14 protein-coding genes are annotated in these 15069 nt (G+C 52.7%); 5 read left to right on the top strand and 9 right to left on the bottom strand.

Annotated features, from left to right (window positions below; translation table 11 throughout):
• Positions 1–73 precede the first annotated feature (73 nt).
• From IMQ48_RS12330 to yebG, 3 genes are all read right to left on the bottom strand, one after another.
• Positions 74–733 carry a tellurite resistance TerB family protein gene (locus IMQ48_RS12330; protein WP_196209271.1) on the bottom strand — a complete coding sequence of 220 codons (660 nt, stop codon included), beginning with the start codon at positions 731–733 and terminating at the stop codon, positions 74–76.
• A 93-nt stretch (positions 734–826) separates the two neighbouring features.
• The gene (gene yebF, locus IMQ48_RS12325) at positions 827–1180 is read right to left on the bottom strand and encodes a protein YebF (protein WP_196209270.1); all 354 of its coding nucleotides are present in this window, start codon (positions 1178–1180) and stop codon (positions 827–829) included.
• A gap of 119 nt (positions 1181–1299) precedes the next feature.
• Complete coding sequence (gene yebG / locus IMQ48_RS12320) at positions 1300–1590, bottom strand: DNA damage-inducible protein YebG (RefSeq protein ID WP_196209269.1); 291 nt, start codon at positions 1588–1590, stop codon at positions 1300–1302.
• 132 nt (positions 1591–1722) lie between these two features.
• On the opposite strand from yebG, the gene purT reads away from it, so the two are divergent.
• A complete protein-coding gene (gene purT / locus IMQ48_RS12315; RefSeq protein WP_196209268.1) occupies positions 1723–2901 on the top strand; it encodes a formate-dependent phosphoribosylglycinamide formyltransferase in 1179 nt (392 codons plus the stop codon).
• Between the two features lie 74 nt (positions 2902–2975).
• Here the strand turns inward: purT and kdgA are convergent, their stop codons facing one another.
• The 3 genes from kdgA to zwf form a co-directional block, all read right to left on the bottom strand.
• Positions 2976–3617: a bifunctional 4-hydroxy-2-oxoglutarate aldolase/2-dehydro-3-deoxy-phosphogluconate aldolase gene (gene kdgA, locus IMQ48_RS12310; protein ID WP_196209267.1), complete on the bottom strand. Its 642-nt coding sequence runs from the start codon at positions 3615–3617 to the stop codon at positions 2976–2978.
• A gap of 36 nt (positions 3618–3653) precedes the next feature.
• On the bottom strand, positions 3654–5465 hold the full coding sequence (edd, locus tag IMQ48_RS12305) for a phosphogluconate dehydratase (protein WP_196209266.1): 1812 nt from the start codon (positions 5463–5465) through the stop codon (positions 3654–3656).
• A gap of 234 nt (positions 5466–5699) precedes the next feature.
• On the bottom strand, positions 5700–7175 hold the full coding sequence (zwf, locus tag IMQ48_RS12300) for a glucose-6-phosphate dehydrogenase (protein ID WP_196209265.1): 1476 nt from the start codon (positions 7173–7175) through the stop codon (positions 5700–5702).
• 365 nt (positions 7176–7540) lie between these two features.
• Between zwf and IMQ48_RS12295 the strand changes: the two genes are divergently transcribed.
• The gene (locus tag IMQ48_RS12295) at positions 7541–8410 is read left to right on the top strand and encodes a MurR/RpiR family transcriptional regulator (RefSeq protein ID WP_196209327.1); all 870 of its coding nucleotides are present in this window, start codon (positions 7541–7543) and stop codon (positions 8408–8410) included.
• Positions 8411–8531: 121 nt separating this feature from the next.
• Complete coding sequence (pyk, locus tag IMQ48_RS12290) at positions 8532–9974, top strand: pyruvate kinase (protein WP_096757427.1); 1443 nt, start codon at positions 8532–8534, stop codon at positions 9972–9974.
• Between the two features lie 88 nt (positions 9975–10062).
• Here pyk and lpxM read toward each other — a convergent pair whose 3' ends face one another.
• The 3 genes from lpxM to znuA all read right to left on the bottom strand — a co-directional run bounded on the left by lpxM (position 10063) and on the right by znuA (position 13433).
• On the bottom strand, positions 10063–11034 hold the full coding sequence (gene lpxM / locus IMQ48_RS12285) for a lauroyl-Kdo(2)-lipid IV(A) myristoyltransferase (RefSeq protein ID WP_196209264.1): 972 nt from the start codon (positions 11032–11034) through the stop codon (positions 10063–10065).
• A 119-nt stretch (positions 11035–11153) separates the two neighbouring features.
• Positions 11154–12473, bottom strand: a complete 1320-nt coding sequence (gene mepM / locus IMQ48_RS12280; RefSeq protein ID WP_196209263.1) for a murein DD-endopeptidase MepM — start codon at positions 12471–12473, stop codon at positions 11154–11156.
• A gap of 15 nt (positions 12474–12488) precedes the next feature.
• Positions 12489–13433, bottom strand: coding sequence for a zinc ABC transporter substrate-binding protein ZnuA (gene znuA, locus IMQ48_RS12275; protein ID WP_196209262.1), 945 nt, complete (start codon positions 13431–13433; stop codon positions 12489–12491).
• A gap of 78 nt (positions 13434–13511) precedes the next feature.
• Between znuA and znuC the strand changes: the two genes are divergently transcribed.
• Both znuC and znuB read left to right on the top strand, forming a co-directional pair.
• Complete coding sequence (znuC, locus tag IMQ48_RS12270) at positions 13512–14267, top strand: zinc ABC transporter ATP-binding protein ZnuC (protein WP_196209261.1); 756 nt, start codon at positions 13512–13514, stop codon at positions 14265–14267.
• Positions 14264–15049, top strand: coding sequence for a zinc ABC transporter permease subunit ZnuB (gene znuB / locus IMQ48_RS12265; RefSeq protein ID WP_196209260.1), 786 nt, complete (start codon positions 14264–14266; stop codon positions 15047–15049). Before znuC ends, znuB begins: the two co-directional genes overlap by 4 nt.
• Positions 15050–15069: the final 20 nt, after the last annotated feature.

Below are 15069 nucleotides of genomic sequence, written 5' to 3'. Positions count from 1 at the left end.
TGCTTAATCATCCTATAAGGGTGGCAAAAGTCAGCAATGATGCAAGCGAAATATGCTCCTATGCGGTAACTATTTAGCCCGGCAATGCCTGTTTCTGTTGCTTAAGATCTTGCTCAATACCTTCTCGAACATCCTGCGGGATCTTTAACGCATCTCCCAGCGCGTTCAGATAACTGCGCTCCATAAAGTGGTCGATATCAATCGCCGCGCAGCTGAGGAAGTAGATTTCCAGCGCCTCTTCTTCATTGCGGATCCCCTGCGCCAGACGCTGAGGATCAAGCGGTTGCTCAATGGCGCGTTCAATCAGGATGCGCCCCTGCTCTTCCACACCCGCTTCACGCAGCTGCTGCTCGATGGCCGCACGCTCTTTTGCATCAATATGACCATCGCTTTTTGCCGCAAAGACCAGCGCGAGGATCAGGCGTTCAGTCCGCTCATCCACCGGTGTACTTTGCATACCAAATTGCGGTTCATCCTGATGCGCCGAACGCACTTTATCTTTATATTTATTCCATAGCACGCTTCCGGCTACCGCACCGCCACCAACGAGCAGCGCACTGGTACCGTACTTGGTTAACAATTTACGTGAGGATTTATTGGCAACCAGTAATCCCGCCAGCCCTCCTAATGCGCCGGGAACCAGCAGTTTGCTCAGTCCCTGATCGCCCGAAGAGGATGCGGAAGATCCTTTTTGCCCAAGAAGAGATTGTAATTGATTTAGCCAGTTAGCCATTTTGCCCCTCAAGTACTGACGATGAATCATCACAGCGTACCCGAGGGGATGTCAGGAAGTGTCTATTGTAGCAAAAGATGCGCAAATACCGGGTTACTGCGCCAGATACTCTGCGCTGCCCGCTTTGCAATCAACCTTCACCTGATAGCGAATATCCGCACTCTTGCCGCGCACGGTAAGCGGTACCGTCCACTGCCCGTCTTTGCCAACAATGTCCTGCGGATTAACCCAGGCAACGGGATCGAGTTGCCCCAGTTTTTTCTGATCGTCAGCCCAACGCACAATGCGATTTTGCTGATAATCACGTTTTACACTCGCAGCAATACCGTCGGCGTTGAGCCCCTCACACTTGGGAAACTGAACGGTCTTACTTTCCGTATTTGCAGCAAAGGCCGTTACGCTGGCGGATAACAGCAGCAGGCTCAATAGCGTTTTTCTTTTATTCATTCTTTTCTCCTTTATCCCCTTCGTCTTTCAGGCCGCAGAAATGCAACACGAAATCAGTTGGGTACAGCACAATGATTCAGGGAAAAGCATGGTACAAAACGCCGGGAGCGCAAGTTGGATCAGGCTGCTTGTGTGTCGTCCTCGTCGGAAGCCGTGTTTTCTACTGCCTGAGGAGACGGCAGTTTGCCGTTTTTCAGGATGGCGCTCAGCACGTCTTTTTGCTCGGCCAGCCACAGAGAAAGCGCTTCACGCTGTTCATCTTCCAGCGCGACCGGCGACTGCTCCAGCCAGGTGTCTAGCAAGTCTGCTGTATCCAGCATTTTGTCATACGCATCGGCTTCCTTTTTGCTGGTAAACGACATTTTTTCCTCACCTTCCCGAATGACTACGTATTTAACTTCAACCGCCATTTTTGCAGCCTCTTAAATTACCTGTATTTATGTACAGTATATTCTTTTTGCGCTTCGAAATCAACCTGGTTATAAAGACAGACGCAAACGTTTTCGTATATACTGCGCCCAGATAAAACAGGGGATTAATTTATGACGTTATTAGGCACAGCGCTGCGTCCGGCAGCAACGCGAGTGATGTTATTAGGTTCAGGGGAGCTAGGCAAAGAAGTGGCAATTGAATGCCAACGCCTGGGTGTGGAAGTCGTTGCCGTGGATCGTTACCCTGACGCACCGGCGATGCACGTAGCCCACCGCGCATACGTGATTAATATGCTGGATGGCGCCGCATTGCGCGAGGTCGTCGAACGTGAAAAGCCACATTATATCGTGCCAGAAATTGAAGCCATTGCGACGGATATGCTGGTAAAAATGGAACAGGAAGGTCTGAACATCGTGCCTTGCGCGCGCGCCACACAGTTGACCATGAACCGTGAAGGCATCCGTCGCCTGGCCGCTGAAGAACTGTCATTGCCCACATCCTCTTTCCGCTTTGCCGATAGCGAAGCCCGTTTTCGTGATGCGGTGGCTGAAATTGGTTTTCCGTGCATCGTGAAGCCGGTAATGAGTTCTTCCGGCAAAGGGCAGAGCTTTATTCGCTCTGCTGAGCAGCTTACCGAGGCCTGGGAATATGCCCAGCAGGGAGGTCGGGCAGGTGCGGGACGTGTAATTGTGGAAGGGGTGGTGAATTTCGATTTTGAAATCACTTTACTTACCGTCAGCGCCATTGACGGCGTGCACTTCTGCGCACCAGTAGGCCATCGTCAGGAAGATGGCGATTACCGCGAATCATGGCAGCCGCAACAGATGAGTGAACTGGCGCTGAAACGCGCACAGGAGATTGCCCGTAAGGTCGTGCTGGCGTTGGGTGGGCACGGACTGTTTGGCGTAGAGTTATTTGTTTGCGGTGATGAAGTGATTTTCAGCGAAGTTTCCCCTCGCCCACACGACACCGGCATGGTGACGTTAATTTCGCAGGATCTGTCCGAGTTTGCGCTGCATGTTCGCGCGTTCCTCGGATTACCCATCGGCGCAATCCGCCAGTATGGCGCGTCCGCATCAGCCGTTATCCTGCCGCAACTCACCAGTCAGAATGTGACGTTTGGTAACGTTGAAAATGCCGTTGGCGCCGGTTTGCAGCTTCGTCTGTTCGGTAAACCGGAAATTGATGGCTCACGTCGCTTAGGCGTTGTGCTGGCGATGGCGGAAAGCGTTGACGAGGCGGTTGAGCGAGCGAAAAACGCCGCCGCACAGGTAAACGTAGCTGGATAAAAAACGGGCCAGATGGCCCGTTTTACGGTATTACCTCGGCCCGATACACATCGCGTCATCGGGCATTTTTCGCCTTACAGCTTCGCGCCTTCTACCGCTTCGCGAGCCAGTTTGGTGATGCGATCGTAGTCGCCCGCTTCCAGCGCATCCGCCGGAACCAGCCAGGAGCCGCCGATACACAGCACGCTTTTCAGCGCCAGATAGTCACGGTAGTTGGCTGGAGAGATACCGCCTGTCGGGCAGAAACGCACCTGGGAGAATGGACCCGCAATCGCCTGCAGCGCTTTTGTCCCGCCGTTCGCTTCAGCCGGGAAGAATTTGAACTCTTTCAAGCCGTAATCCATGCCCAGCATCAGTTCAGAAACGGTGCTGATGCCAGGGATCAGCGGAATCGTCCCTTCGGTTGCCGCTTTCAGCAGAGGCTCGGTCAGCCCTGGGCTAATCGCAAACTGCGCGCCGGCTTCGGTCACTTCCGCAAGTTGCTGCGGGTTCAGAACAGTACCTGCACCGATAATCGCGTCCGGCACTTCTTTAGCGATAGCGCGAATGGCATCCATCGCGCATGCGGTACGTAAGGTCACTTCCAGAACACGCACACCACCTGCAACCAGCGCTTTTGCCATCGGCACCGCGTGTTCCAGTTTATTCACCACAATAACCGGTACAACCGGGCCAGTGGTCAGGATTGCTTCTGCACTTGTCTTCCAGTTTTTCATCAGAGTATCTTCTCTCGCCTGATTACAAAATGAGTCTTAAAAATCGATACAGGTTGCGCCCTGCTCCGCACCGGACAGTTTTTCGCGCAACGCGCTAAACATCTCACGCCCTGTTCCTACCCGCGATGCACTGAGATCGGGAATGTGGGGCTGACGAGAGGCAAGTTCCTCTTCATCGACCAGCAGCGTCAATTCACCTGTCTGTCCATTCACACGAATGATGTCGCCATCGCGTACTTTAGCCAGTAGCCCGCCATCATAGGCCTCCGGTGTTACATGGATTGCTGAAGGCACTTTACCTGAAGCACCTGAAAGTCGTCCATCGGTAACTAACGCGATTTTGAAACAACGGTCCAATAATACACCAAGAGGCGGCATGAGTTTATGTAATTCTGGCATCCCGTTCGCCTTGGGTCCCTGATGACGCACCACTACCACGCAATCCCGGTCAAGCAGGCCAGCATCAAACGCTGGTAACACATCATGCTGGCTCTCAAAGACAATCGCAGGTGCTTCAATCACCTGGTTTTCAACCGGTACTGCGGAGGTTTTCATCACCGCGCGTCCCAGGTTGCCACTCAATACCTTAGTGCCGCCATGAGGCGAGAACGGCTGGTCAAATGCCGCAATCACGGCGCTGTCCAGCGACTTCTCAGCCCCTTCACGCCAGTCCAGTTCACCGTTGTTCAACCATGGTTCCAGGGTATAACGCGACAAACCGAAGCCCGCGACGGTGTTGACATCTTCATGCAGCAGACCCGCATTGAGCAGCTCGCGCATTAACACTGGCACACCGCCCGCGGCCTGGAAGTGATTAATATCAGCCGGGCCGTTCGGATACAAACGCGCCATCAGCGGCACGATGTCAGACAGATCGGAGAAATCATCCCAGTTGATGAGTATCCCCGCCGCGCGCGCCATCGCCACCAAGTGCATTGTATGGTTGGTTGACCCCCCGGTCGCCAGCAGCGCCACAATGCCGTTCACTACCACTTTTTCATCAATCATTTTACCGATTGGCATCCACTCATTACCGTTACCAGTCAGACGCGTAACCTGGCGGGCTGCCGCTGCGGTCAGCGCTTCGCGTAATGGGGCGTCCGGGTGCACAAAAGAGGATCCCGGCAACTGCATACCCATAAACTCCACCACCATCTGGTTGGTGTTTGCGGTACCGTAGAAAGTACAGGTTCCCGGCGCGTGGTAAGACGCAGCTTCGGATTCAAGCAGCGCCATACGATCAACTTTGCCTTCGGCATAGAGCTGACGAATACGGACTTTTTCTTTGTTCGCCAGGCCGCTCGCCATCGGTCCTGAAGGGATAAAGATGGACGGAAGGTGACCAAACGACAGTGCCGCCATCACCAGACCCGGGACAATTTTGTCGCACACGCCGAGGAACAGCGCACCGTCGAACATATTGTGAGACAAACCTATGGCCGCCGACATTGCAATCACTTCGCGGCTCAGCAGGGAAAGCTCCATCCCGTCCTGTCCCTGGGTTACACCATCGCACATAGCAGGCACGCCACCCGCAACCTGACCCACCGCATTGGCTTCATGCAAAGCTTTGCGAATGATATCCGGATAATGCTCATACGGCTGATGCGCAGAAAGCATGTCGTTATAGGAGGTAATTATCGCGATATTGTTACGCAGCATGCTTTTCAGCGATGCTTTGTCTTCTGGCTGGCAGGCGGCAAAACCATGGGCCAGATTTCCGCATGCCAGTTGTGAACGGTGAACGGTGTTCGTTTTAGCCTGTTCGATACGGGCGAGGTAGGCAGAACGCGTCTTTTGTGAACGTTCAACGATACGGTGTGTTACGCGTAACAAATTCGGATTCATAGAGGCTCCTAAAATTTATCTGTCAGAGCATCAGGATTAACAATGCGTTTCAGTGTGGTAAAACCATACTGAAGAGCTTGCAGGCCGTAGCTCAGGGGCAAAATCGTTTCAGGCAGTGTAATAAAAAAAGCCCCGCGGGTGAATCCACGCGAGGCTTAAAAGTGCAAAAATTATTCTACAATCTGTGTTAGATCATGTTACCGGTAAAATAACACCTAATGGCTAGATGAAGTTTTACTCGAATTCGTTCCAGGAACGACCGTCACGGGTGATCATGGCCACCGAGGCAACCGGTCCCCAGGTCCCCGCCTGATACGGCTTCGGTGCGTCGTTGTCCATTGCCCAGGCTTCGGTGATAGAGTCCACCCACTTCCACGCTTCTTCGACTTCATCACGACGTACAAACAGCGCCTGAATGCCGCGCATAGTTTCCAACAGCAAGCGCTCGTAAGCATCCGCCAGGTGCGTTTGATTGAAGGTTTCGGAATAGCTCAGATCCAACTTGGTTATCTGCAGATTATGCTTGTGGTCCAGACCAGGCACTTTATTCAGTACCTGGATATCGACGCCTTCGTCTGGCTGCAAACGGATGGTCAGCTTGTTCTGCGGCAGATCCTGCCAGGATTCTTTAAACAGGTTCAGTTCAGGTGTTTTGAAGTACACCACCACTTCAGAGCATTTGGTTGGCAGACGCTTACCGGTACGCAGGTAGAACGGTACGCCCGCCCAGCGCCAGTTATCGATATCCACGCGGATAGCAACAAAGGTCTCGGTGTTGCTGCTTTTGTTCGCACCCTCTTCTTCCAGGTACCCAGGTACTTTTTTACCTTGCGCAAAACCGGTGGTGTACTGACCACGCACCGTTTTTTCACGCACGTTCGTGCGATCAATACGACGCAGTGATTTCAGGACCTTCACTTTCTCATCACGGATACTGTCAGCGCTCAAGTCAGACGGCGGCGACATGGCGATCATGCACAGGATCTGCAACAGGTGGTTCTGGATCATGTCGCGCATCTGACCGGCCTGGTCAAAATAGCCCCAACGTCCTTCAATACCCACCTCTTCCGCCACGGTAATTTCGACGTGATCGATGGTGCGATTATCCCAGTTGTTCACAAACAGAGAGTTGGCAAAACGCAGTGCCAGCAGGTTCAGGACCGTTTCTTTGCCCAGATAGTGGTCAATACGGTAGACCTGGCATTCTTCAAAGTATTCACCGACCTGGTCGTTAATTTCACGTGAAGTCGCCAGAGACGTTCCCAGCGGTTTTTCCATCACCACGCGAGCCGGTTTGGCGTTCAGTTTCGCTTCACCTAAACCTTTGCAGATCGCGCCAAACGTGCTTGGCGGCATGGCAAAGTAGTTAATCGTGGTGCGTGCTTTTTGATCCAGCATTTCACCCAGACGACTAAAAGCGGCGGTGTCATTGACGTCCAGGTTACAAAACTCCAGACGGCCACTGAGGGTATCCCACAAACTTTCATCGATTTTTTCTTTCATGAAAGTTTCGAGCGCTTCGCGTACAACCTTGGTATAGGCTGCTTTGTCCCAGTCAGCGCGGCCTACCCCAATAATGCGGGTATCCGGGTTAATCTGGCCGGCCTTTTCCAGCTGATACAGGGAAGGCAGCAATTTCCGACGTGCAAGGTCGCCCTTCGCGCCGAAAATGACCAGGTCACATGCCTGGGCTGTTTGCGTTACCGCCATGTCATTCTCCTCAGTTGAGTGCCTGGTTCTCATGCCCGACACTGAATGTAATTTTATTACAGTGCACTGTACTGCTTTTACGTGATTACGTGAACCGTAAACGCTTATCCTGCCGTGCTGTTACCGTGAACAGCAGCGTTATTGGCGTTTCCCGCCGCAAAATGGATAAAAAAGTCGCTTTTTTGCGTACCTATGAAGACGTAAGAAAACCCGACTCCGATCATGTATTGAAAAAAAACAACAACTTTTCTGTCCATTTTGCCCCGAATGTGGGTTCACAGGGGTAATATCTACCAGAGTTACCGCTCGATTTCCCCATATGGCTGAAATCGTTTTTGCCCATGGCCGATGAGTCTACCCACATCATGAATATGCTGGAAAAAATCCAGTTAAAACTGGAACATCTGAGCAAGTCAGAACGTAAGGTCGCCGATGTCATTCTGACCTCACCTGACCGGGCTATCCATTCAAGTATTGCCACACTGGCCCTGGAAGCCAACGTCAGCGAACCGACGGTGAATCGATTCTGTCGCAGCATGGACACAAGGGGCTTCCCTGATTTTAAACTGCATTTGGCGCAAAGTCTGGCAAATGGTACCCCGTATGTTAATCGTAATGTCGATGAGGATGACAGCGTCGAGTCCTACACCGGGAAAATCTTCGAATCCGCAATGGCAAGCCTGGACCATGTCCGTCAGTCGCTGGATAACGCGGCGGTCAATCGAGCGGTCGATTTATTAACCCAGGCGAAGAAAATCGCCTTTTTCGGCCTGGGCTCGTCTGCCGCCGTGGCGCACGACGCCATGAATAAATTTTTCCGTTTTAACGTGCCGATTATCTATTCCGACGATATTGTACTGCAACGTATGAGCTGTATGAATTGTAGCGATGATGACGTCATTGTACTCATTTCACATACCGGCAGAACAAAGAGTCTGGTTGAGCTGGCACAACTGGCGCGGGAAAACGATGCCATGGTGATAGCCCTCACCTCTCCCGGCACGCCGCTGGCTCGTGAAGCCACGCTGGCAATTACCCTGGATGTACCGGAAGATACTGACATATATATGCCCATGGTCTCTCGACTTGCTCAACTGACCGTGATAGATGTGCTGGCTACGGGATTTACTTTGCGCCGTGGGGCAAAATTTAGAGATAACTTGAAGCGTGTCAAGGAAGCGCTCAGGGAATCGCGTTTTGATAAAGAATTACTCATCAAGAGTGATGACCGCTAAAAGCAATAACGATGTTCTACCCTTTTATCATCCGGGTCGTTCGTTTTTACCGTTATGTTCCAGAACGGCCGGATCAATGTTCACACGCAACACCTAGTTGTTTCAGTCAACGGAGTATTACATGTCCAGAAGGCTTCGCAGAACCAAAATCGTTACCACGTTAGGCCCAGCAACTGACCGCGATAACAACCTTGAAAAGATTATCGCCGCGGGCGCAAACGTTGTACGTATGAACTTTTCGCACGGCTCTCCAGAAGATCACAAACTGCGGGCGGATAAAGTCCGTGAAATTGCCGCCAAACTGGGACGCCACGTTGCTATTTTGGGTGACCTGCAGGGACCTAAAATCCGCGTATCAACCTTCAAAGAAGGCAAAGTATTCCTCAATATTGGCGACAAGTTCCTGTTAGATGCCAACCTGGGTAAAGGCGAAGGCGATAAAGAAAAAGTCGGTATTGACTATAAAGGCCTACCTGCTGACGTAGTGCCGGGCGACATCCTGCTGCTGGATGACGGTCGCGTTCAGCTCAAAGTGCTGGAAGTTCAGGGTATGAAGGTCTTCACCGAAGTGACCGTCGGTGGCCCACTTTCCAATAATAAAGGCATCAACAAACTGGGCGGCGGTCTCTCTGCAGAAGCACTGACCGAAAAAGACAAAGCCGACATCATCACCGCGGCGCAAATCAGCGTTGACTATCTGGCCGTCTCCTTCCCGCGCTGCGGCGAAGATCTGAACTATGCCCGCCGTCTGGCGCGCGATGCAGGCTGCGATGCGAAAATTGTTGCCAAGGTGGAGCGTGCAGAAGCCGTGTGCGACCAGAATGCGATGGATGATATCATCCTGGCATCTGACGTCGTTATGGTTGCTCGTGGCGACCTGGGCGTTGAAATTGGCGATCCGGAGCTGGTCGGTATTCAAAAAGCCCTGATCCGTCGTGCGCGTCAGCTGAACCGTGCGGTCATTACCGCCACGCAGATGATGGAGTCGATGATCACCAACCCGATGCCGACCCGTGCAGAAGTGATGGACGTGGCGAACGCCGTACTCGACGGCACCGACGCCGTTATGCTCTCGGCAGAAACTGCCGCAGGTCAGTATCCGGCTGAAACCGTCGCCGCGATGGCACGCGTCTGCCTGGGCGCAGAAAAAATCCCGAGCATTAATGTCTCCAAACACCGCCTCGACGTGCAGTTTGATAACGTTGAAGAAGCGATCGCCATGTCTGCAATGTATGCAGCGAACCACCTGAAAGGGGTCACTGCCATCATCGCGATGACGGAATCCGGCCGTACCGCGCTGATGACGTCCCGTATCAGCTCCGGTCTACCGATTTTTGCCATGTCGCGTCATGAGCGTACGCTGAACCTGACCTCCCTGTATCGTGGCGTCACCCCTGTTCACTTTGACAGCGAAACCGACGGTGTGGTTGCCGCCAGCGAAGCGGTGAACCTGCTACGTGATAAAGGCTACCTGGTTTCTGGCGACCTGGTGATTGTCACCCAGGGCGACGTCATGAGCACCATTGGCTCCACCAATACCACGCGTATTCTGACCGTAGAATAATCGCGCCGCTCGATGCCTGATATCGCTTTGCTCATCAGGCCTACAGGTGATACCTGATACAGAAAGCCTCTCAAATGAGAGGCTTTTTTTATTTCTTCGGGTAAAGATCTTTACGTTTATACGGCTCAATTTCGCCGGGCTTGCGGGTTTTCAGCAGTTTTAAGATCCAGGTGTACTGCTCGAGGTGCGGCGCAACAAAAATCTCCACCTCTTCGTTCATGCGTCTGGCAATAGTGTGGTCATCTGCGGTCAGAATATCATCCATCGGCGGGCGAACCTGAATTGTCAGACGGTGTGTTTTACCGTCGTACACAGGGAATAGCGGGACAACACGCGCATGACACACCTTCATCAGGCGGCCTATCGCCGGCAACGTTGCTTTATACGTTGCGAAGAAGTCGACAAACTCGCTGTGCTCCAGACCATGATCCTGATCCGGCAAATAGTATCCCCAATAGCCCTGACGCACGGACTGAATAAAGGGTTTGATGCCATCGTTACGCGCATGCAAACGGCCACCAAAACGACGGCGTACCGTGTTCCAGACGTAATCAAAAACAGGATTGCCCTGGTTGTGGAACATCGCGGCCATTTTCTGGCCCTGAGAGGCCATCAGCATGGCCGGAATGTCTACACCCCAACCGTGCGGAACGAGAAAAATCACCTTTTCCTCATTGCGGCGCATCTCTTCAATGATCTCCAGGCCTTGCCAGTCAACCCGGTTCTGGATTTTCTCCGGGCCACGCAGGGCAAGCTCTGCCATCATCACCATCGCCTGTGGAGCCGTTGCAAACATCTCATCGACGATAGCTTCGCGCTCGGCTTCGCTACGTTCAGGAAAACACAGGGATAAATTAATCAGCGCTCTGCGGCGCGAACTTTTCCCCAATCTTCCGGCAAGACGTCCCAGCTTCGCCAGCACAGGATCGCGAAACGATGCGGGAGTTAACGCAATTCCTGCTATCGCCGCCACACCCAGCCAGGCCCCCCAGTAACGCGGATGGCGAAATGATTTATGAAACTCAGGGATATATTCAATATTCTTTTTTTTCGTTTCCATGCTCTTCCAGTGTCTGGTGCCGCGAAAAATAAATCTGCTGATAGTGTAGCGGCGCGTCGTGCCCCGTACAAAATAAAAAAGCCGGCACGCATCGCGCACCGGCTCTGTCAGTATGTTGATTAATCGAAGCGCAACTGAGGCAGAACCTCTTTCACCTGCGCCAGGTAATCGGTACGATCCGAGCCAGTCAGTCCTTCCGTACGCGGCAGCTTAGCCGTTAACGGGTTCACCGCTTGCTGGTTAATCCATACTTCGTAGTGCAGATGTGGACCGGTTGAACGCCCGGTGTTGCCTGACAGCGCGATACGATCGCCACGTTTCACTTTTTGCCCTGGTTTGACCAACAGCTTACGCAGGTGCATATAACGCGTAGTGTAAGTACGACCATGACGCACCGCGACATAGTAGCCTGCTGCGCCGCTGCGCTTCGCAACGACCACTTCGCCATCACCCACCGACAGTACCGGGGTCCCCTGCGGCATCGCAAAGTCGACACCTTTGTGTGGCGCCACGCGTCCGGTGACCGGATTCAGGCGACGGGGGTTAAAATTAGACGAAATACGGAACTGTTTCGCGGTCGGGAAACGCATAAACCCTTTCGCCAGGCCGGTACCATTACGGTCATAGAACTTACCGTCTTCGGCACGTATCGCGTAATAGTCTTTACCTTCAGAACGCAGACGAACGCCCAGTAGCTGGCTTTGTTCACGCTTGCCGTCCAACATCTCGCGAGACATCAGCACCGAGAACTCATCGCCTTTTTTCAGTTTGCGGAAGTCCATCTGCCACTGCATAGCCTTAATCACCGCACTGATTTCGGCGCTGGTCAGCCCGGCCTCTTTGGCACTGGCGACGAAACTACCGCCTACGGTGCCTTTGATACGGCTGTTAACCCAGTCGCCTTGCTGCATTTCGCTGCTCATTTTGAAACCCGTCGCCGTGCGATCGTAAGTGCGGGTTTCACGGCGAGAAACTTCCCAGGTAAGGCGCTGCAAATCACCTTCCGAGGTCAGCGTCCAGGAAAGTTGCTGGCCAATTTTCAGATTACGCAACTCTTTGTCCGAAGCGGCAAGCTGGCTGATATCGCCCATGTCGATACCATACTGATTCAAAATGCTGCTCAGTGTATCACCGGTAGAGACAACATATTCGTGAACGCCCACCTCACCTGAGGTTTTGTCATCCAGTTCGTCCTGAGGGATGGCCTCATCTTCCTGAGCGGCCTGATCGATAGGTTCACTGGCCTCAGGCAACAGCGAACGAATCTCGCTTTTTTCGAGTTCGATCGTTTTGACAATCGGTGCAGCATCGGGATGGTAGACGTAAGGCCGCCAGACAGCGACGGCCAGTGTAAGAACGGTAAGCGACCCCAGCATAACGCGATGGGGTCGTGGCAGATTATTAAATGCCAGAGCGACAGAGCGGGCTATCTGTTGCACGTATTCACTTCCTCATTAATCTCCTTTCAGGCAGCTCGCATACTGGTTGGCTAATTGGTTCAGAAACGCTGAATAGCTTGTTTTACCCAGTTTGATGTTTGTGCCGAGGGGATCCAACGTTCCCATTCGAACGGATGTCCCTCTCGCAACGGCTTCAACGACCGCTGGCCTGAACTGTGGCTCAGCAAAAACGCAGGTTGCTTTTTGCTCAACCAACTGTGTTCTTATTTCATGTAAACGCTGCGCACCAGGTTGAATCTCAGGGTTCACTGTAAAGTGACCAAGCGGTGTTAGTCCGTAATGTTTTTCGTAGTAGCCGTAGGCGTCATGAAAAACGAAATAACCTTTCCCCTTGAGCGGTGCGAGCTCGTTACCTACCTGCTTATCGGCTGCGGCTAATTGTGCCTCAAAATCCTTCAGGTTGGCGTCAAGTTTGGCTCGACTTTGCGGCATAAGTTCCACTAATTTTTCATGGATTGCAACCGCTGAGGCCCGCGCTATCTCTGGGGAGAGCCAAAGATGCATGTTGTAGTCGCCATGATGGTGATGCTCGTCACTTTTTTCACTCTGGGCATCATTATGTCCATGATCATCATCATCATCGTCAGCCCCTTTCATAAGCAACGGTTTCACGTCACTGAGTTGCGCAATCGTTACCTGTTTCGCATTAGGAATATTCTTGACAGATTTTTCCATAAACGCTTCCATCTCAGGACCGATCCAAACGACTAAGTCCGCGCCCTGTAAGCGTTTTACGTCAGACGGACGCAATGAGTAATCATGTTCAGAGGCTCCATCAGGCAGGAGAACCTCGGTATCCGTAACCCCATCAGCAATCGCCGAAGCGATAAACCCTAACGGCTTAAGCGATGCAACCACGGCGGCATTAGCAGCCTGTGTTGCACTCCCCCAAAGAGCAGCGGATAATGCTGCGAAAAGAAGCGTATTTTTATGTAACATAATGCGACCAATCATCGTAATGAATGTAAGAGATGTGATATTATAACATTCTATAACTTCTGCAAGACTAAAATTGATATGACGACTTTGGTTTCACTGGAAAATGTCTCGGTCTCTTATGGTCAACGCCGCGTCCTTTCTGACGTTTCGCTTGAACTACGACCCGGCAAAATTTTAACGCTTCTTGGCCCGAACGGTGCCGGGAAGTCGACGCTGGTGCGTGTTGTCCTCGGGCTGGTAGCAGCAGATGAAGGCGTTATCAAGCGTAATGGACATCTACGCATAGGCTATGTCCCACAAAAACTGTATCTCGATACCACGCTTCCCCTGACGGTTAGCCGTTTTTTACGCTTACGTCCTGGCACAAAGAAAGACGATATTCTTCCGGCGCTCAAGCGCGTTCAGGCCGGACATCTGATGGATGCGCCGATGCAAAAACTGTCTGGTGGGGAAACGCAGCGCGTCCTGCTGGCCCGCGCATTGCTGAATAGGCCGCAGCTACTGGTGTTGGATGAACCCACTCAGGGTGTGGATGTCAATGGTCAGGTCGCTCTGTATGACCTTATTGACCAACTTCGCCGTGAGCTCGATTGCGCCGTACTGATGGTCTCGCATGATCTGCATCTGGTAATGGCGAAGACCGATGAAGTATTGTGCCTCAACCACCATATTTGCTGCTCCGGCACGCCAGAAGTGGTTTCTATGCACCCGGAATTCATCTCTATGTTCGGGCAACGTGGTGCCGAGCAACTCGGAATATACCGCCACAATCATAATCATCGCCACGATTTACAGGGTCGCATCGTCTTACGCCGGGGAAATGGTCACTCATGATTGAATTGTTATTACCCGGTTGGCTAGCCGGGATCATGCTGGCCTGCGCCGCTGGCCCACTGGGGTCGTTTGTGGTCTGGCGTAGAATGTCTTATTTTGGCGACACGCTGGCACATGCATCACTGCTGGGCGTGGCCTTTGGTCTGCTGTTAGATGTAAACCCGTTCTATGCGGTTATCGCAGTCACTCTGATGCTGGCAGCCGGTCTGGTGTGGCTGGAGAAACGCCCTCACCTCGCCATAGACACCTTGCTTGGCATTATGGCGCACAGCGCCCTGTCACTGGGCCTGGTGGTCGTCAGCCTGATGTCGAATATCCGTGTGGACCTGATGGCCTACCTGTTTGGTGATCTGCTCGCCGTGACGCCGGAAGATCTTATCTCCATCGCCATTGGCGTCGTCATTGTGCTGGCCATTCTCTTCTGGCAATGGCGCAACCTGCTGTCAATGACCATCAGCCCGGATCTGGCCTTTGTCGATGGTGTGAAGCTGCAACGCGTGAAGCTGCTGCTGATGTTGGTCACTGCGTTAACGATTGGTGTGGCGATGAAATTTGTCGGGGCGCTGATTATTACGTCGCTGCTGATTATTCCTGCTGCCACCGCACGCCGTTTTGCGCGTACGCCTGAGCAAATGGCCGGTGTGGCCGTGGGCGTGGGGATGATAGCGGTGACGGGCGGCCTGACGTTCTCAGCGTTTTATGATACGCCAGCGGGCCCCTCCGTGGTGCTGTGTGCAGCAATGCTGTTTATCTTCAGTATGATGAAGAAGCAGGCCAGCTAAGAGTGTGTTGCCGGATAAGC

The sequence above is a fragment of the Citrobacter sp. Res13-Sevr-PEB04-36 genome, from assembly GCF_015672735.1.
Taxonomy (GTDB): domain Bacteria; phylum Pseudomonadota; class Gammaproteobacteria; order Enterobacterales; family Enterobacteriaceae; genus Citrobacter.
The sequence above is the reverse complement of the archived record's forward strand: the minus strand, read 5'-3'. Positions and strand labels throughout refer to the sequence as shown.